Consider the following 17466-nt stretch of genomic DNA (forward strand, 5'->3'; position numbering starts at 1 on the left):
GCGCATCCACCAGATCGCCGCAGAACGCGACGGCTACACCGGAGCCGCCCCCGTCATCGCCAACCGGCCACACCGGAGTCAGCCCTAGGCGTGGCGGAAGCAGTCCGAGGGGTGCTGTAAGCTGGGTGAAGCCCTCCGGGGCTACGCGGCCGTAGCTCAATGGCAGAGCGCACGCTTCCCAAGCCTGATACGCGGGTTCGATTCCCGTCGGCCGCTCCAGCTTGCACGACAACACCCCCGGTCTTGAGACCGGGGGTGTTGTCGTGTGCGCGGCCGAGCCATCGGGGCGCAGGGGTATTCTCACGTCGTGGACGCTGACGAGGTGCCTGCGGAGAAGCGCCGTGAGGGGTGGTGGTGGAAGGCCCTCCTCTCGGGCCTCTCCCTGTGGGCGGCGGTCATCGTTGTCACAGCGACGACGCACAGCAGCGCGCTCATCCCCACGCTCATTCTCGTTGGCAGCTTCCTCGTCCCGTTCTGCGTCGTGCTGTTCGTCGTGGAGCGCGTCAGTGGAATCCTCCGGCCCCTCGACGTCTTCATGGCGTTCCTCCTCGGCGGGGTCTTCGGCGTGCTCGGGGCATCCCTGCTCGAATCGGATCTTCACCCGTCGCCGTGGCTCTACCTCCAGGTCGCGCTCGTCGAGGAATTCGTGAAAGCCCTCATCCTGATCGCCGTGCCGCGCTCGGCCCTGCCCCGGAGCGCAGCGCAGGGCGGCTTCCTGGGCGCGTGTGTCGGAGCGGGATTCGCGGCATTCGAGTCGGCCGGCTACGCGTTCAATGCCGCTGTGACCACGAAGGGCATCGACCTCGCCTCACTGCTCCAGAGCGAGGCCACGCGGTCCATCCTGGCCCCGGTCTGCCACGTCCTGTGGACGGCCCTGCTGGGGGTGGTGATCTTCGGGGCCGCACGTGGATTCACGCGGTTCCGAATCACGGCCGGAGTCCTCGGCGCCTTCGTCGGCGTCGTCGCCTTGCACGCACTCTGGGATGGCATGCAGGACCTCAGCCTCGCACTTGCATCGGCGGCCACGGGCACCCGACAAGGCGAGCCGCTGGCGAGCGGCTTCTACGTGATCGGCCTCGTGGTTGTTGCCGTCACGGGGCTCGCGTCGCTGAGCCTCGCCGTGCGGTATCACGAGGCCGATAAGAAGCACATGGGGCCCGAAGCGGAGCCGGGAGAGACGCCTCGGACGTGACCCACGACTCACCGGGGAATACGCACCCCACATCGCGGTTCCGGGCACGACGGCGTGGGGCGCGACGGCGACGCGGCCCGCACGACTTCCCCGGCGCCGTCGACCGCCTCTCGCCGTCGACCGCCCCCCCGGGTCATCACGCATAACCGTCCCTCAGCGGCATAACCGTCCCTCAATTCGCGATACAAGGGACGGTTATGCCACCCACCGACGGTTATGCGGCGAACCCCCGACGGCGGACCGCCAGCCACGCAAACCCTCGATGCCCGGCCAGCCGCGAGGACCGACTACGGGCGCAGCCCGCGGCGCAGCCAGAGCGCGAGTGCGCCGGCGGCGAGAGCGGGCACAACGCCGCCGAACAGGAGCGCCCACTGCGTTCCCCACAGTTCGGCGAGGCCGCCCAGCATGGGCCCGCCGAGGGCCTGTCCGCCCATGAGCACCATCGTGTAGAGGCTCATGACGCGGCCGCGGATGCCCATGTTGGCGCTCGTCTGGACCAGCTGATTCGCGGACGTGAGGAAGGTGAGGGCGCAGAACCCGGACACGGCCATGAGCGCACCGAACACCGGCAGCGACGGCATGAACGCCGCGAGGGCGAGGAGCGCGCCGTAGAGCCCGGCGCCCACCACCACGGTCTGCAGCCGGAGCAGCCGACGGCGGGCGGACGCGACTGCCCCGGCGAGCGAGCCGAGCGCCACGAGCGTGTTGAGCATCCCGTACCCGCCGGCTCCGATCGAGAAGACATGGTCTGCGTAGCCCGCCAGCAGCACGGGCAGGCTCAGAGCGAAGACGGCGATCACGGCGGCGAGCGCCCAGGGCCAGCGGATGGTCGGCTTCCGCCACGCGTAGTGCACGGCCTCGCGCAGCATGCCCTTCGACTTCGGGGTGGGCGGGGCGGTGAAGAGCTCGTGCACCCGGAGCAGGGAGAGCATGGCCACCGTGATGAAGCACGCGACCGCATTGACCACGAAGGCCCAGCCGCCGCCGACGGCCGAGAGGAGCGCGCCCGCGACGGCGGGGCCGATGAGCCCGCCGAGCTGGAACGTCGTCGAGTTCACGCTGATGGCGTTGCGCAGATAGTCGGGGCCCACGAGCTCGTTGACGAATACCTGCCGCGACGGCTGGTCGAGCACTGTGACGAGGCCGAGCACCACGGCGACCGCGTAGACGTGCCAGACCTCGAGCGTGTGGGTGAGCGCGAGCGCGCCGAGCACCGCGGCGCACAGGCCCGCGCTCGCCTGGCAGATCTGAAGCAGGCGGCGTTTCGAGAAACGGTCGGCCATGAGGCCGCCCCACGGGCCGAGGACCAGGACGGGGAGGAACTGCATCGCCACCGTGACGCCCACCGCGGCCACCGAGCCGGAAAGCTGCAGGACGATCCAGTCCTGGGCGATGCGCTGCATCCACACGGCGATGACCGCGATGAAATGGGAGGCCGCGAAGAGGCGGAAATTGTGGACTCGGAGCGAGATGAAGGTGTGCTTCCATGGGAGCCGTTCGCCCACGACGGCGATCGGTCCAGTGGGCGGGTACGAGCGGGCGGGGCCGGCCATCGAGGGGGAGAGAGCGTTCGGGCGGGCTGACGGGTGGGAAGCGGGCATGGCTGAGCTGGGCGAGGTCACGTGAGGGTCCTGAAGTTTCGTTCGGGTTCTGAGCGATCGTGTACTTCAACGCTAGGCAGCCGCCAAACCATTGCGGAAGACTATTTGCACTATAAGAGCTATTGCGTTCCGCAATGGGCCGATGCACGATGAAGAAATGTTCGATCCGGCCCAGCTCCGCACCTTCCTCGCCGTCGCCGAGCACCTGAGCTTCACCCTCGCGGCGGACCGGCTCGGGCTCGCCCAGCCGACCGTGAGCCAGCACGTCGCGAAGCTCGAGAAGGCGGCGGGCCGCATCCTCCTCGTGCGGGACACGCACGGAGTCCGCCTCACCGACAACGGAGACGCGATGGCCGGCTTCGCGCGGACCATCCTCGCCGCCCACGAAGAGGCGGAACGCTACTTCCGCGGTTCGGCGATGCGCGGGCGCCTGCGCTTCGGGACGGCGGACGATCTCGCGATCACGGGCCTCCCCCGCATCCTCCGAGAATTCCGGCGCGCCTATCCGCAGCTCAACCTCGAGCTCACCGTGAGCCAGAGCGACGATCTGCACCGGCGCCTCAAGGCGGGTCAGCTCGACCTCGTGTTCATCAAGTGGGTTGCCGGAGCCCAGGAGGGCACCGTGGTGCGCCATGACGTGTTCTCGTGGGTCGGCGTCGAGCAGACCGTGCTCGAGCCGAACCAGCCCGTTCCGCTCGTGGTCTACCCCGCGCCGAGCCTGAGCCGGACCCTCGCGATCGAAGCGCTCGAGGCGAGCGGCCGCACGTGGAAGGTCACGTGCAGCACGAAGCAGATTGCGGGCGTGCTCGCCGCCGTCCGGGCCGGCCTCGGCATCGGCGTCATGCCCACCACCCTCGTGCCGGAAGACCTCGCGATCATCACGCGTCGCTTCGACCTGCCTCCCGTGGGGGACGTCGACTTCACGCTCATCCGCAATCCGCTCGCGAACTCGGCCGCGGTGGACGCGCTGACCGACGCGATCATGGGCCGAACCCTGAGCCGCACCTAGCTGCACGCGACGTCGGACGACGACGCTGCGCCCGACGTCACCCGCCCATGAGACCCACGCCACTGAGGACGTGACGGGACCGGAGTAAACTTGTCCCCGATGAACCGGACCATGTTCAAGTCGAAGATCCACCGCGCGACGGTCACGCACGCCGACCTGCACTACGTCGGCTCCGTGACGGTCGATTTGGACCTGCTCGAAGCCGCGGACATCCTCCCGGGCGAGCTCGTCTCGATCGTCGATGTGACGAACGGTTCGCGCCTTGAGACGTACACGATCGCGGGCGAGCGCGGTTCGGGCGTGATCGGCATCAACGGCGCGGCGGCACATCTCATGCACGAGGGCGACGTCGTGATCCTCATCAGCTACGCGTCGATGACCAACGAGGAAGCGCGCGCGTTCGTGCCGACCGTCGTGCACGTCAACGCCCAGAACAAGGTCATCGAGCTCGGCACGGATCCGGCCGAAGGCGTCGCGCCCGGCATGATGCGCCCGCCGTTCGCCATTCAGGCCCACCTCAACTGACGCCCTGCCGCCGCCCCGGCGCAGGGTGACGCGCGCCGGCCGCTAGGCTGGTGCCCGTGCCCCACGGAAATCGGTTGCTGAGCGACGCGTCCCGGGGCAGTGCATGCTAGGGGTCCTCGCGGGCTTCTTCGTCGTGTGGGCCATCATCGGCGCGGGCTGGTTCGTGGCCCGGAAGCGGCTCCTCGGGGACGGGGCGCAGGCCGTCCTGAGCCGGCTCTCGTTCTTCGTCGCGAGCCCCGCCCTCCTGCTCGAGACCCTCAGCAAGGCGGACCTCCGCACGATCTTCTCGACGCACCTCCTCGTCATCGCCGTGAGCTCCACTCTCGTGGGGCTCACCTCGATCGCAGTCTTCCGCTGGGTGCGCCGCCGGGCCCTGCCCGAAACGCTCATCGCGTCGATGAGCTCCTCGGTCGCGAACTCCGCCAATCTGGGCATCCCGATCTCGGTCTTCGTTCTCGGCGACGCGAGCTACGTCGCGCCGCTGCTCATCTTCCAGCTCGCGCTGTTCACGCCGTCGTACCTCCTCCTGCTCGACGGCACGACGGCGACGGCGAAGCCCGGCGCCGCGCGCGCCCTCCAGTTCGTGCTCCCCGTCGTGACGAATCCGAACATCATCGGGTCGATGACCGGCCTCGTCCTCGCCGCAACGGGGTCGAAGCTCCCGGACCTCATCATGCAGCCGATCCACCTCATCGGCGGCGCCGCGATCCCCGCGATGCTCATGGCGTTCGGCATCTCGCTCCACGGCTCGCGGCCGCTGCGCGCCGACGACGGCCGACGGCTCGACACCGTCCTCGCCACGGCCCTCAAGCTCGTGGTCCATCCCCTCATCGCGTTCGCGTTCGCGCGCTTCGCCCTCGGGCTCGGCGGGCACGCGCTGTTCGCCGCCGTCGTCACCGCGGCGCTGCCCACCGCACAGAACGTCTACGTCGCCGCACAGCGCTATCAGGAAGGGCTCGTCGTCGCGAAGGACACCGTGCTCATTACGACCGTCGTCGCGATCCCCGCGATGGCCGTCATGGCGGCGCTGCTTTCGTAGTCGACGGCCGCGCGCCCCGGGTCCTGACCGGGCCGACGGGCCGTCCCGGCTAAGCTTGGGAGGCGTGGCGGACGAGGAGAGCGTGACGGGCGAGGACATCGCGGCGGACGAGCGCACCCCGGCAGACCCCGAAACACCCGTTACGGCGCCGAATATCAGGAAGATCACCCTCGCGTGGCTCGCGGCGCTTGTGCTGGCCATCATCGCCGCAGTCGCCGCGATCATCCTGGTCCAGGCGGCGAGTGGGCCCGCCCAGCCGGTTCGCGCGTACCTCTCCGCACTTCAGGCGGGCGACGGCGCGCGGGCCCTCGGTGCTCTTCGCGCCCAAGTGCCGCCCGGCAGCGCGGCGATGCTCGACGGCGCCCCGCTGCGGGACTCGATGTCCCGCATCCACGAACTCAAGGTCGGCCAGCCGCACCCGGCAGCGGACGGGCGGCAGGACGTCTCCGTCACCTTCACGTCGGACGGGGCGAGCTATTCGAGCGACTTCCTCGTCGAGCAGACCGGCACGGACTGGCTCTTCTTCCCGCGCTGGAGCATCGTGCCAGGGCCGCTCCCGACGGTCGACGCCTCCGTCATCAACTCCTCGCGGGCCACGCTCAACGGCGCGGCCGTCAACATGCCTTCGGGGCGCAACTCGTTCCCGGTGTTCTACCCCGGCAGCTATGTCGGCGCCCTCCCGGGCGAGTACTTCGCGGCGGACGCGAAGACCGCCGTCGTTGCCGGGCGCGGAAGCCAGCCTCTCTCGCTCGAGACCAAGGCAACCCCTGCGCTCAACGCCGCGATCGCGCAGAAGGCCAAGGAATTCCTCGACCAGTGCGCGCAGACCGCGTCCTCCCAGCAGCGGCTTCAGCCCGACTGCCCGTTCTCCTACGCGACGGGAAACCGGATCGTGGACGGGACCATCGCGTGGTCCGTCACGCAGTATCCGAGCGCGACGGTGACTCCGTTCAACGGCCAATGGGCCGTCGCCCCGCTCAGCGGCAAGGCGAAGCTCACGGCCCAGCAGATCGATCTGTTCACCGGCAAGGTGAGCGAGCTCGACGTCGAGCGCGGCTTCACGTTCACGGTGCGGCTCGACGTCTCGGGGACGACGATCACGCTCACCCCGGTGATCGGCTGAAGCCCCTTCCGAGCGGACACAATGCCCGGTTTTCGAGAAACTAGGACAGTTACGCGCCAGTACCAGGGCACTTTCGCGCCATCGCGTTGACGGGCTTCCTCCCGCACCGCTAGCGTCCCCGACGGGGGAAAGATCTGTCGGGTTCCCCCACACGCACCCAAGGGAGGAACCATGAAGAAACGCATCACAGCGCTCGTCGTTGCGGCCACCGCATCCGTTGGCCTGGTCATGACGGCCGTGCCCGCCCAGGCCTACAGCTCGCGCCTGTTCCAGAACGCACCGTCGGGCTGCTGGGGCGGCGTGCAGTGGACGGGGAGTTCGTACTACGGATGGGGGTCGTACGCATCGACAAGTGAACGAGACAATCCGTGCTGGAGTCAGCAGGTAACGGCAGCGGTCACAAACAACTATGTGGGGCCTGGCGCAGTAGTTAGCCCTCGGAGCGGAGGATACAACTACACGAGGGCATGGTACGGCGCATCAAACCCTTATAACTGGGGCCAGTTCGGCGGATCGCATTCCTACGGGAACGCGTGGGGCAACTCCTGATGACGGGGCGTCTGGGCCGGGTCACCCAGCTCGTGGGCTCGGCGGTCACGACTTTGGTCTTGGCGGCATGCGGGCCCGGCCCCGGCGCCCTCACCGGCGGGAAGATCACCTCCGAGGATCTGAAGGCATCAGCACAGCGGGAGCGCAACGAAGGACACCTCGAATCGGCAGAGATGCTCGCAGACGGGGCGATCGACAAGGCCGAGTACGACAAGGCGTTCAGCAATCTCTCGCGGTGTATGGGGGACGGTGGATACAGGGTCACCGATCCTGTCGTCAGCCCGGTCGATGGTCTCGCATTCGCCTTCGACTACGATCCCCAAGGCCGGGATCTGGGTGCCATGAGCGACCATTCCCTTCCGTGCGAGCAACGGTACTGGCTCCCTGTCTCGGCTGCGTACATGGCGACTCACGAGCAGAAGATGGACGAACCGCTCCGCAGTTCGATGCAAAAGTGCATGAAGGCAGCCGGTTATGACATATCGGACGAGGCAAAGACATTCCGCGCCATAGCCGGAGACCCGTTCGCGGAAGATAGTTCCCGGGATAGGAAAGCCATGGACTGCTTCGGCGAAGGCATGACGCGTCTCTACCCGGCGATCAAATCAGCCGGCATTTGGTGATGAATGCGGTCAGACCACGCGCCGTCTCCCTTGCCGTCTCGGCAGTGCTCGCGACTGCCCTCACATCGTGCGGAATCGCCCCCGGACCGCGTACGGGCGGACCCATCACCCCAGAAACCCTCAAGATGTCGTCTCAGCTCGAACGAAACGAGGGACACACCGAATCCGCGGACATGCTCGCGGACGGCGTCGTGGACAAGGCGGACTACGATCGCGCTTTCAACAATCTTGTGACGTGCATGCGCGAGGGTGGCTACGACGTATCCACTCCGGCCATAAACCCGGCCGACGGGCTGACCTTCCTCTTCGAATACAGGACACAGGGCCGAGATCTCCATGCCATGAATGACCATTCACTCGCCTGCGAGACGAAGTATTGGGGAGCGGTCTCCGCGAGCTATGCAGCAACCAATGAACAACGAATGGATGAGCCTGTTCGGAGCTCGGTCCAAGTGTGCATGAAGAATCTCGGATATGACGTTCCAGACGATGCCCGGAGCTTCCGGGCCATAGCTGGGGACCCCATCGACGAAGGGACGAGGGATCGTTATGCGACCGAGTGCCTCGGGGAGGCCATAACGCGGCTCCACCCCGAGATCAAGTCGTTTGGGATCAGCGGATGAAGCCCGTTCGCCGCCTCGGGCGTATTGCTTCCGGCGTCGGCGCCACATTCTGGGTCGCGCTTCCGCTCGCCGTTCTCGCGTCGTTGCTCTTCCTCAACACCCAGCTGCGGCTCTCGGCTCCCATCGATACGTGGGTTGCCGCTGAACCGGCCTCGACCACGCAGACGACGCCGATCGAGTTCAGCCTCGCCTGGGACACACCCCCTGCGCCCCTAGCACCCTCGTGGGAAGGTCTCGTGCAGAGCGTCTATGTCGAGCCGGGCGCCAAGGTCGCCACTGGGACGAAGGTCGTCCGCATCAGCGGCGTCGACCGAATCGGCTTCGCTGGGAAGGCCCCTTTCTGGCGTCCCATCGAGGCCAGCACGACGGGCGAGGACGTCGCCGAGCTCAATCGGCTCCTCACGGAGCTTGGCCTGCGCCACGGGCAGGGAACCACGGTGACGGCCGCCACGATGGCAGGTGTAGACCAGCTGCGCATCCGGCTCGGCGCCGCCGACCGCTCAGTCTTCAAGCCCGATTGGATCATCCACCTCGCCACGGCCGAGGTGACAGTCGAGAAACTCGATCTGACCGTCGCGGCTCCGGCGCCGGCCGCGGGCACCGCGCTGCTAACCCCTGCCGCAAGCCTCACGTCGGCGAGGCTCGTCGCCAAGGGAAGCCTTCCAGCACAGTCGGCAGGCTCCCCAGCGGGCCAAGGGAGCCAGACGGGCCAAGGGGGCGGGACAGAGTCCAGCAAAGAGATGGGGGCGAAGCAGTCGGCAGCCGACCCCAGCAGACCCGTCGGGCGGCCCTTCACGGCCCCCGAGAACGGTCGAGTCCTCTCAGCCGGAACGGCCCTCCCCGTCGACACGACCCGCCAGGCCATTGCGTCTGAAGGCCTTCCGACCCTCGCCAAGCAACTCGAGAAGGGCACGCCGTCGACCTCCGGCCTCGTCGAGTCGCCGCTTCCGCCCGGCGCCCTCGTACTCCCAGCCTCGGCAGTCCGCACGGCTCCTTCGGGGGTGCACTGTGTGGTTCGGCGGGACGATGGCGGGTCGGAAGGCCCGGTCCGTGTCGACGTCGTCGGCGAATCGCAAGGACGAGTCGTCATCACCGGCGGCGATCTCACGGCCGGGACCCTCGTCCTGGCCTCGACCCGCAAGGCCGCCGCATGCGAATAGAGCTCGTGGATGTCCGGTACTCCGTGCCCGGGCGTGCGCTCTTCAGTGGCCTGACCCACACCTTCGCCGCACCCGAGATGATCGCCCTCATGGGCCCGTCCGGAAGCGGGAAGTCGACGCTGCTCGGGCTCATCTCGGGGCAGCTCGCCCCGGACGGCGGATCGATCATCGCGGAGGACGGCGGCTCCCCGGCCGCCCCGGCGTGGATCTTCCAGAGCACGCCGCTCCTCGCGCACCGAACGGCCCTCGACAACGCCATGACCGCTGCGCTCATGACGGACCACGATCCGATCGTCGCCCGTCGACGCGCCGCCGAGGCCCTCGACCGCGCGGGCCTCGGCGGCCTCGCGTCAACGCGTGCATCACGGCTGTCGGGCGGCGAGCGGCAACGGGTGGCGGTGGCCCGCGCGATCACGGCGCGATCGCGGCTCGTCCTCGCCGATGAACCGACCGCGTCGCTCGACCCCGTCTCGCGAGAACGCGTCGTCGACGCGCTCCGCGGCGCGGCCGAGCTCGGCGCGCTGACGCTCGTCGCGACCCACGACGAGTGGGTCGCGGACCGCTGCGACACCAAGGTCAGGATCGAGGATGGGACCCTCGTTGGCTACTAGGAGCGCAGTCTGGGGCGAGGCCTTCGCGACCATGCGGTCGACGCCGGTGGCCTCGATCGCGACGGCGGCGGCAGCGTTCCTTCTCGGCTTTCTCGGGATCTTCGCGAGCTTCGAGGACCTCCAGCGCATCGTGACGGCATGGGATCGGCAGATCGCCGCGGGATCGACGGTGCTCACGGTCGCGTCGTCGTCGCCGGAGGGGCTTCCCGCGGCGCGGTGCGAACAGCTCAACGAGCTCGACTCGGTCGTCGCGGCCGGCGGGAGGAGCGCGTCGTCGTCCGTCACCTCGGCCCTGCTCCCGAGCCGGCGCTTCACGATCGACCTCACGACGCCCCACTACGCGCGCGTGGTCTGGCCGGGTCTCGACAAGGGCGCGAATCCGAGCGTCGTCGCGAGCAGCACCGTAGCCCAGGAGCTGGGCCTCGGAGCCGGCTCGGGCGTCGCCGTTCAGGGTGTCGCCTCACCCTACGAAGTCTCCGCCGTGGCTGCGGCCGCACCGCGTCTCCCGCAGCTGCAGAACTCGCTCGTCGTCGCCGAAGCCACGTCATCTCGCGTCGAGGCGTGTCTCGTCGAAGCCGTTCCATCGGCGGTCACCGACGTCGAAGCGCTCCTGACGGGGTGGTTCTCCGGCCCGGACCCCGTCGCGGTACTCCGGCTCGTTCCGCCCAAGGACGCGGACCAAGACCCTCAGTCCGAGCTGACCCGGCGAATCGGCGTCGCGGTTCCGGTCGGCGCGGGCGCGGGCGCCGCGGCCCTCGCGTGCGTTCTCCTGTGGGCTCGACGCGGAGACTTCGCCTCCTATCGACTGGCTGGCGCGAGCCGGCGCGAAATCTTCGAGCTGTTCCTCATCGAGTTCGCGCATCTCTACGCGGTCCCTCTCGCGGCGGGCGCGACGGCTCAGCTCGCGCTGCGCTCCCCCGGGCTGGGAGCGAGCGCGGTCGTCGGGCAGGCGCTGCTCATCGACATCGCCGCGCTCCTCGCGACGGCCTCGGTCGCGGTCCCGCTCGCGAAGGCCTACCTCGACAGGCTCGACCCGATCCGGACCCTCAAAGGCGAGTAGCCGTCAACCCAGCCGACGCGGCGTCAGTCCATCCCACGCAGGTCGAGCACGAGTTCGGCGTCCGCCCCCTCGCGCAGTACCACGGGAATGCCCCAGTCCTGCTGGTACAGGTGGCACGCGGCGTGGTCCGGGATCTCCTCCCCGGGGGCGCCGTCGCACGCCGCGGCCCGCGCCGTGATGTGCAGGACGCCCTCGGTGACCTCGGGATTCAGGTCAAGTGTCCGGCGCAGCCCCTGCGCGGTCCCGCCGCCTGCGCTGAGCAGCTCGGGCGGCGTCGAGGAGATCTTGAGCTGCGTCGGGTCGCCCCAGCGGTCGTCGAGCTTCTGGCCGGTCGGCGCGGAGAAGCGCACCGCGAGCTCGAGCGCGCCGGGCGCGAAGGCCGACGTCGGCCGCTGGGTCTGGCTCGCGCCCTCGTCGACCTGCTGGGCCTCCTTCGGAATGGGCACGAGGGAGAGCTCATGGCGGTTGCTCTCGGTGACGAGAAGCAGCGGTTCGCCCTCCGCGGGGCGGATGACGACGACGTCGCTCGGCTCGGCGAGGCCGCGCGCCAAAGTCGAGACCGACTGAGCGGCGGGATCGTACCGACGGACGGCACCGTTGTACGTGTCAGCGACGGCGACCGACCCGTCGGGGAGAATCGCGACGCCGAGGGGGTGCTGGAGGCGCGCCTCGGCGGCTTCGCCGTCGCGGAAGCCGAAGTCGAAGAGGCCCTTGCCGACGGCCGTCTCGACGCGCACGCCGCTCGCGCCGCGGCCCGCATCTGCGAGGACGACCTTCCGCAGGGCGGACGTCTCCGAGTCGGCGACCCACACGTTCCCCTCCGCATCCACGGCGAGGCCCGAGGGCTGGGCGAACCAGGCCTCGGGACCGGGCCCGTCGAGGAGGCCCTCGAGGCCCGAGCCGGCGAGAATCGCCACCTCGTTTGTGACCGGATCGAAAGTGAAGAGCTGGTGGGTTCCCGCCATCGCGACGACGACCTTGCGGAGCTTCTCGCTCCACACGACGTCCCAGGGCGAGGACAGCGAGACATTCGTGCCGTGGCCGAGGAAGCCGATGTCGACGGCGTCGCCCGCGTAGTCGGCGGGGTGCGCGCCCGCGGGGGCTGCGCCGTCGTCGTTCGTCGCCCCGGAGCCCACGCCGGGGGCCGCCTTCTCGGCAGCCCAGATGCCGGCGCCGTTCCCGTCGACGCGAGCCGGACCCGCGTCGAGCAGGCGCTGGACGCCGTTGCCCGCGACCGTCTGAACGTGGCCCGAGCTGAGGGACACCCCGCGCAGCCGGTGGTTCACGGTGTCGGCGACAATGGCCTCGTAGCCGGTCTGCCACGCGACGTCGGCCGGAAGCACCGCGACGCCCTGCGGCTCGTTGAACTGGGCCTCTTCCGCGGAACCGTCCGCGTAGCCCTTCACACCAGAGCCAATCACGCGCTGCACCGTCGCGAGGTCGGGGCGCAGCTCGACGAGGCGGTGGTGGCCGGTATCGACCACGAGGTGGTTGCCGTTCTCGAGCGGCACGGCCTGTCCGGGGAAGCGAAGCGTGCGCGAGACCGGCTCGGGCGCGACGTACGGCCCGTCGCCGCGGTGCAGCGTGCCCTTCGCGTCGTGCTCCGCGATGAGCTCCTCGACGAGCACGCCGAGGCCAGCGGAGTGTCCCTCGCCCGAGAGGTGCGCGACGACGTACCCCTCGGGGTCGACGACGACGAGCGTCGGCCACGCACGGGCCGTGTAGGCCTGCCACGTGAGCAGCTCGGGGTCGTCGAGGACCGGGTGGTGGATCTCGTACCGCTCGACGGCGGCCGCGAGCGCTACCGGATCCGCCTCGTGCTCGAACTTGGGCGAGTGCACGCCGACCGTCACGAGCACGTCGCTGTACTTCTCCTCGAGCGGGCGGAGCTCGTCGAGGACGTGGAGGCAGTTGATGCAGCAGAACGTCCAGAAGTCGAGGAGGACGATCTTGCCACGCAGCGCGGCAAGATCGAGCTGCGCGCCACCGGTGTTGAGCCAGCCGCGGCCCGCAAGCTCGCTCGCGCGCACCCGGTGGGTGGTCCTCAGGCCTGCGGCGGTGCTGGCGGGATCGGCGGTCACGGGCGCTCCTCACGTGGGGACGGTTCGGTTGGTCTGCGGCCACAAGGCCGCAGGGGACAAATGGGCAACCCCATTAGGGCGGGCTTTGTTCCGGGGCTGCCCGGCGCTTCGCGCGGCGTCACCGGCTCTGGGTGCGGTCGCGCTCCTGAAGGCGCGTGAACATCGCGTTGTAGGCCTCGAGCTCCGCGTCGTGGTCGCGGTCCGCGGCGCGGTCGCGGCGCTTCGTCTCCTTCGCGTCCGATCGCGACCACATCACGGCGACGCCGACGGCCACGATGAGCGTCGGGATCTCGCCGATGCCCCACGCGATCGCTCCGCCAGCCTGCTGGTCCGCGATCGCGGACGCGCCCCACGGGCGGCCGAGGTTGCCGAAGTACGTCGGGTCCAGAAGGATGTTAGAGCCCATGATCGCGACGCCGAAGAACGCGTGGAACGCCATGGTTGCGAACAGGAGCAGGAGCCGCAGCGGGTACGGTGCGCGGCGCGGGAGGGGGTCGGACCCGATCATCGTGAGCACGAAGATGTACCCCGTGAGCGTGAAGTGCAGGTTCATGAGCTCGTGGCCCACGTGGTCCCGCATCGCGTAGCCGAAGAAGTCCGAGTAGTAGAACAGGATGATCGAGCCCGCGAAGTTCGCGGCCGCGAAGAGTGGGTGCGTGACGAGCTGCGAGAACCTCGAGTGGACGAACACCAGGAGCCACTCGCGCAGGCCGCGGCTCCCGTCCTGGCGCGGCGCGAGGGCCTTGAGCGCGAGCGTCACGGGCGAGCCGAGCACGAGGAACAGCGGCGCGACCATCGTGAGCATCATGTGGTCGACCATGTGCGCCGAGAACAGCACCCGCCCGTACACGGCCGGCGGCCCGCTCGTAATGTAGGTGAGGAGCGCGAGGCCCACGAACCACGAGACGCTTCGCGGCCACGACCACGAGTCGCCGCGTCGGGCGAGCTTGGCGATGCCGAGGGCGTAGGTGGCGGCCCCGAGCACCGCAACCGCGACCCACAGCCAGTCCGCGCGCCATTCGGTGAGCCAGCGGCTCGCCGTGAGCTCCGGCGGGAGGTTGTAGCCAGAGAGGATGAAAGCGGGCGTCGCGTCCGGCGCGAACGTCGTGGGCTGCGGCGGCGCCGAGCGGCTCAGGGCGACCGCGAGGCCCGAGACGCCGCCCATGACGACCATCTCGACGCCCACGAGCTGCCACAGGACACGCTTGACCGACGCGCCGCGCGAGAGCTGCGGGATGATCCACCGGCGGTGCATGAAGCCGATGCCCCCGAGGACGACGGCGAAGATCACCTTCCCGAGGACGAGCTGGCCGTAGGCCGAGCCGAACAGATCACCCCAGCTCGACACCCGCAGGGACGCGTTGATGATGCCCGAGACGACGACGAGCACAAAGCAGAACAGAGCCAACGCCGAGAAGCGGGGCAGCACGGCTTCGGCGAGCTCCGTGCCGGGCTGGCGGCCCGTGGAGCGAAGGCGGCCCGCGAGTGTTCCGCCGAGCAGCGCGAGGATGCCGATGCCGCCCACCCACAGCGCCGCGCCGAGCACGTGCAGGAAGAGGGAGTTCACGGCGCCCTCGTGGTCGTTCGAGCTGGCCGAGTGCCCGATGAGGGCCATGGGCACAAGGCCGATCGCCGCGACGATGAACGTGAGCGCGAGGCCCGTGAGCGACCGGACGGCGAAGAGGAGCGTCGAGACAGTCGCCGCGATGATCACGGTGACGAGCCACGCGCGGCCGACGTCGAGCTGCGTCATGTAGAAGACGAGCTGCTTCGTGTACTCGGAGCCGCCCGAGAGCGGCTGGCCGATGAGGTCCGAGTGGGTCAGGACGAGGACCGCGACCGAGCTAGCGGTCCAGACGAGGGACGCGACGCTCGCGACGCGCAGGGCGCGCGTGAAGGCCGGGTGCTCGTCGCCGTCGTCCGGCTCTCCCGCCCGCGCACCGGAATGGACCCGCTCTGGGCGGCGCCGGTGCGGCAGGATCGCGACGGCGAAGGCGAGGCCGCCGAGCACGAGCGCGGCGGAGACGTTCAGCGCCGTCTGCGCGAGCGGCAGGCCCCAGCGGACCAAGGCCCCCGGATCGAGCACTTCGCGTGCCGCAACCGCGCCCGAGAACACGAGGGCTGCGACGAGGACCGCGAGGGCCGCGCCGACTGCACCGTACCAGTAGCCCCTCGCCGTGCCGCGCTCCCCCTCGTGGGAGGACGAGGCCGGACGGATGGAACGAGTGGAGCTGGGCACCCGTCCATTCTCCCAGATCCGCGGCCGGACGGGATCCGGGCCCGGTCCCGGCTCCGGACACGCGAAAGCCCGCGGGTCCGGCTCGAAGAGTCGGTGCCCGCGGGCTTCAGCAGGGGTGCTACTTGCTCGAAGCGGCGGCCTTGAGCTTGGAGCCAGCCGTGAGCTTGACGCCGAAGCCAGCCGGGATCTGGATCTCCTCGCCGGTCTGCGGGTTGCGGCCCGTGCGGGCGGCACGCTCGGTGCGCTCGACGGCGAGCCAGCCCGGGATGCTGACCTTCTCGCCCTTGGCGACGGAGCTCTCGAAGACCTCGAACAGTGCGTCGAGCACACCGTTGACGGCGGTCTGGCTGAGGCTCGTCTTGCCGGCGACCTCGGCAACAAGCTCGCTGCGGTTCTTAGCCATGTGTCCTCCTGGACGTCGGTTTAGTTCGTGAGTCCCAAGCGTGCGCCCGGGGCTGCTGGTGACGAACCTACCAGTTAAAGCGCGGCACGCCAGCAAATTCCGCGTGTTTTCGGGGATTTTTGGGCGGATTCGGGCCTTCGGGGCCTTTCAGGGTCACGTAGCGTGGTCCCATGGCCACCTCCGTCCCCGACGTCCTGACATCCCAGCAGGCGCGGCTGCTCGACGAATGGCTTGGTGAGTGGGAGGCCGAGGAGGACATGTCGTGGGGTGTCCAGGGCATCCACGTCCTGCGGCTCCGGACGGCGAGCGGCCTCGTGGTCGCCAAGGCGAGCACCACGTCCCACCATATCCAGCGCGAACTGCGCGCGCATCGGCGGATGACCGCCCCACTCGGCCCCCGCGCCCCGCGCCTCCTCCATGGCGACTCCCACGCGGGGCTCGTCGTCACCGCATGGCTTCCCGGGCGGCTCGTCGAGGGTGGTCCGCTCGAATTCGAGCCGGACACCTTCGAGCAGGCGGGGAAGCTCCTCGCGCTCTTCCATCAGCCGGGCCACGAGACGGCGAGCTACGACCCCGCCGCCCTGCACAAGATCCGCGACTTCGCCGAGCGCGCAGTGGGCCTCGTTCCTCCCGACCAGCTGCGCGAGCTGCGCGGCCTCGTCGCGACGCACCGGCCCGCGCCACGCGTCCTCTACGCGACGCACGGCGACTACCAGCCGCGGAACTGGATCGAGGACGGCGGCCTGGTCAGCGTGATCGACTTCGGCCGCGCGGGCTATCGGCCGTGGGTCACGGACCTCGTGCGGCTCGAGCACGAGTACTTCGCAGGGGACGCGCGCCGCCGAGACCCAACGCACGACGGCGCCGCGCTGAGGGCGGCGTTCTGCGCGGGCTACGGCCGCGAGCCGGCCGAGGAGCCCGACTCGTGGCGGCTCGACAATGTCCTTCAGGCTCTCGGCACCGTGGTGTGGGCGCACGATGTCGGCGACGTCCCCTTCGAGGACGCAGGCCGGCAGATGATCATTCGGATCCTCGAGGGCCACGGGGCGCCGTGAGCTACGAGTACGCCGTGAGCTACGAGTACGACGTGCCCGAGCGCGGGAGATGCTGCACGAGAGGGTACAGGACCGCGAAGATGAAGACGAAGTAGAAGATCACGAAGAGGATGCCGAGGGCAAAGAGCCCGATCGCGATCCAGCCCAAGATCCTCCCCGCCCTCGCGTCGACGCCGAACGCCTGAGCCTTCTTCGCCTCGATGAGCGCCAGCGGGCCGAACACGATGCCGAGCGAGACGAGGCCGACGAGGCCAAACATGACGGCGTCCCTCGCGTGCTGGGTGCCCTGCATGTACCAGCGAAACTGCCCGAAGGTCAGCGGCGCGTCGTCGGCGGGCGGCACCGCCGCATAAAGGGTCTCGTGCGGGCCCGCGTTCTGAGCCGCCGGGCCGGGCATAGTCGACATCCGTTCCCCCTCTGCAGTGTGGTGTGTGGCCACAGCCTACGCGAGAAGCGGCCGAGAAGCTCGGTCTAACGGTCTAACGGGTGGTTAAACGTTCGAGGGCCCCACGTCGTCGTGGGGCCCTCGGGTGGTGTTGTCCGGCGGTGTCCTACTCTCCCACACCCTGGCGG

At 69.4% G+C, this 17466-nt stretch carries 16 protein-coding genes and 1 tRNA gene; 12 read left to right on the plus strand and 5 right to left on the minus strand.

Features of this window, described 5'->3' with window-relative positions; translation table 11 throughout:
• Positions 1-145 precede the first annotated feature (145 nt).
• A tRNA-Gly gene (locus SPF06_RS21730) sits at positions 146-219 on the plus strand.
• 88 nt (positions 220-307) lie between these two features.
• On the plus strand, positions 308-1192 hold the full coding sequence (locus tag SPF06_RS21735; RefSeq protein ID WP_323281253.1) for a PrsW family intramembrane metalloprotease: 885 nt from the start codon (positions 308-310) through the stop codon (positions 1190-1192).
• A 287-nt stretch (positions 1193-1479) separates the two neighbouring features.
• Here the strand turns inward: SPF06_RS21735 and SPF06_RS21740 are convergent, their stop codons facing one another.
• Positions 1480-2745, minus strand: a complete 1266-nt coding sequence (locus SPF06_RS21740) for an MFS transporter (RefSeq protein WP_323281266.1) — start codon at positions 2743-2745, stop codon at positions 1480-1482.
• A gap of 205 nt (positions 2746-2950) precedes the next feature.
• On the opposite strand from SPF06_RS21740, the gene SPF06_RS21745 reads away from it, so the two are divergent.
• The 9 genes from SPF06_RS21745 to SPF06_RS21785 all read left to right on the plus strand — a co-directional run bounded on the left by SPF06_RS21745 (position 2951) and on the right by SPF06_RS21785 (position 11115).
• Entirely contained in the window at positions 2951-3802 is an 852-nt protein-coding gene (locus SPF06_RS21745; protein ID WP_323281254.1) for a LysR family transcriptional regulator, read from the plus strand.
• 99 nt (positions 3803-3901) lie between these two features.
• Complete coding sequence (gene panD / locus SPF06_RS21750; RefSeq protein ID WP_323281255.1) at positions 3902-4327, plus strand: aspartate 1-decarboxylase; 426 nt, start codon at positions 3902-3904, stop codon at positions 4325-4327.
• A 103-nt stretch (positions 4328-4430) separates the two neighbouring features.
• Positions 4431-5366, plus strand: coding sequence for an AEC family transporter (locus SPF06_RS21755; protein WP_323281256.1), 936 nt, complete (start codon positions 4431-4433; stop codon positions 5364-5366).
• Between the two features lie 64 nt (positions 5367-5430).
• A complete protein-coding gene (locus SPF06_RS21760; protein WP_323281257.1) occupies positions 5431-6489 on the plus strand; it encodes a hypothetical protein in 1059 nt (352 codons plus the stop codon).
• 533 nt (positions 6490-7022) lie between these two features.
• Positions 7023-7661 (plus strand): hypothetical protein, encoded by a 639-nt coding sequence (locus tag SPF06_RS21765; RefSeq protein ID WP_323281258.1) that lies wholly within the window; start codon positions 7023-7025, stop codon positions 7659-7661.
• A 125-nt stretch (positions 7662-7786) separates the two neighbouring features.
• Positions 7787-8284: a hypothetical protein gene (locus SPF06_RS21770; RefSeq protein WP_323281259.1), complete on the plus strand. Its 498-nt coding sequence runs from the start codon at positions 7787-7789 to the stop codon at positions 8282-8284.
• Positions 8281-9444 (plus strand): hypothetical protein, encoded by a 1164-nt coding sequence (locus tag SPF06_RS21775; RefSeq protein WP_323281260.1) that lies wholly within the window; start codon positions 8281-8283, stop codon positions 9442-9444. The genes SPF06_RS21770 and SPF06_RS21775 overlap by 4 nt, the downstream gene beginning before the upstream one ends.
• A complete protein-coding gene (locus SPF06_RS21780) occupies positions 9435-10055 on the plus strand; it encodes an ABC transporter ATP-binding protein (RefSeq protein ID WP_323281261.1) in 621 nt (206 codons plus the stop codon). Before SPF06_RS21775 ends, SPF06_RS21780 begins: the two co-directional genes overlap by 10 nt.
• Positions 10045-11115 carry a hypothetical protein gene (locus SPF06_RS21785; protein ID WP_323281262.1) on the plus strand — a complete coding sequence of 357 codons (1071 nt, stop codon included), beginning with the start codon at positions 10045-10047 and terminating at the stop codon, positions 11113-11115. Before SPF06_RS21780 ends, SPF06_RS21785 begins: the two co-directional genes overlap by 11 nt.
• A 23-nt stretch (positions 11116-11138) precedes the next feature.
• Here the strand turns inward: SPF06_RS21785 and SPF06_RS21790 are convergent, their stop codons facing one another.
• The 3 genes from SPF06_RS21790 to SPF06_RS21800 form a co-directional block, all read right to left on the minus strand.
• A complete protein-coding gene (locus tag SPF06_RS21790; protein WP_323281263.1) occupies positions 11139-13196 on the minus strand; it encodes an NHL domain-containing thioredoxin family protein in 2058 nt (685 codons plus the stop codon).
• Positions 13197-13314: 118 nt separating this feature from the next.
• Positions 13315-15435: a bifunctional copper resistance protein CopD/cytochrome c oxidase assembly protein gene (locus tag SPF06_RS21795; RefSeq protein WP_428985815.1), complete on the minus strand. Its 2121-nt coding sequence runs from the start codon at positions 15433-15435 to the stop codon at positions 13315-13317.
• Positions 15436-15553: 118 nt separating this feature from the next.
• Entirely contained in the window at positions 15554-15838 is a 285-nt protein-coding gene (locus tag SPF06_RS21800) for an HU family DNA-binding protein (RefSeq protein ID WP_307965920.1), read from the minus strand.
• A 170-nt stretch (positions 15839-16008) separates the two neighbouring features.
• Here SPF06_RS21800 and SPF06_RS21805 point away from each other — a divergent pair, with 170 nt between their 5' ends.
• On the plus strand, positions 16009-16893 hold the full coding sequence (locus SPF06_RS21805; RefSeq protein ID WP_323281264.1) for a phosphotransferase: 885 nt from the start codon (positions 16009-16011) through the stop codon (positions 16891-16893).
• Positions 16894-16912: 19 nt separating this feature from the next.
• Here the strand turns inward: SPF06_RS21805 and SPF06_RS21810 are convergent, their stop codons facing one another.
• A complete protein-coding gene (locus SPF06_RS21810; RefSeq protein ID WP_323281265.1) occupies positions 16913-17299 on the minus strand; it encodes a hypothetical protein in 387 nt (128 codons plus the stop codon).
• Between the last annotated feature and the right edge of the window lie 167 nt (positions 17300-17466).

The organism is Sinomonas terricola, from assembly GCF_034931225.1.
GTDB lineage: Bacteria > Actinomycetota > Actinomycetes > Actinomycetales > Micrococcaceae > Sinomonas > Sinomonas terricola.

Excerpts from the sequence above, each read along its gene's own strand:
- SPF06_RS21740 (WP_323281266.1), bottom strand. The coding sequence starts at position 2,745 with ATGGCCGGCCCCGCCCGCTCGTACCCGCCCACTGGACCGATCGCCGTC.
- SPF06_RS21745 (WP_323281254.1), top strand. The coding sequence starts at position 2,951 with ATGTTCGATCCGGCCCAGCTCCGCACCTTCCTCGCCGTCGCCGAGCAC.
- panD (WP_323281255.1), top strand. The coding sequence starts at position 3,902 with ATGAACCGGACCATGTTCAAGTCGAAGATCCACCGCGCGACGGTCACG.
- SPF06_RS21755 (WP_323281256.1), top strand. The coding sequence starts at position 4,431 with ATGCTAGGGGTCCTCGCGGGCTTCTTCGTCGTGTGGGCCATCATCGGC.
- SPF06_RS21770 (WP_323281259.1), top strand. The coding sequence starts at position 7,787 with ATGTCGTCTCAGCTCGAACGAAACGAGGGACACACCGAATCCGCGGAC.
- SPF06_RS21775 (WP_323281260.1), top strand. The coding sequence starts at position 8,281 with ATGAAGCCCGTTCGCCGCCTCGGGCGTATTGCTTCCGGCGTCGGCGCC.
- SPF06_RS21780 (WP_323281261.1), top strand. The coding sequence starts at position 9,435 with ATGCGAATAGAGCTCGTGGATGTCCGGTACTCCGTGCCCGGGCGTGCG.
- SPF06_RS21800 (WP_307965920.1), bottom strand. The coding sequence starts at position 15,838 with ATGGCTAAGAACCGCAGCGAGCTTGTTGCCGAGGTCGCCGGCAAGACG.
- SPF06_RS21805 (WP_323281264.1), top strand. The coding sequence starts at position 16,009 with ATGGCCACCTCCGTCCCCGACGTCCTGACATCCCAGCAGGCGCGGCTG.
- SPF06_RS21810 (WP_323281265.1), bottom strand. The coding sequence starts at position 17,299 with ATGTCGACTATGCCCGGCCCGGCGGCTCAGAACGCGGGCCCGCACGAG.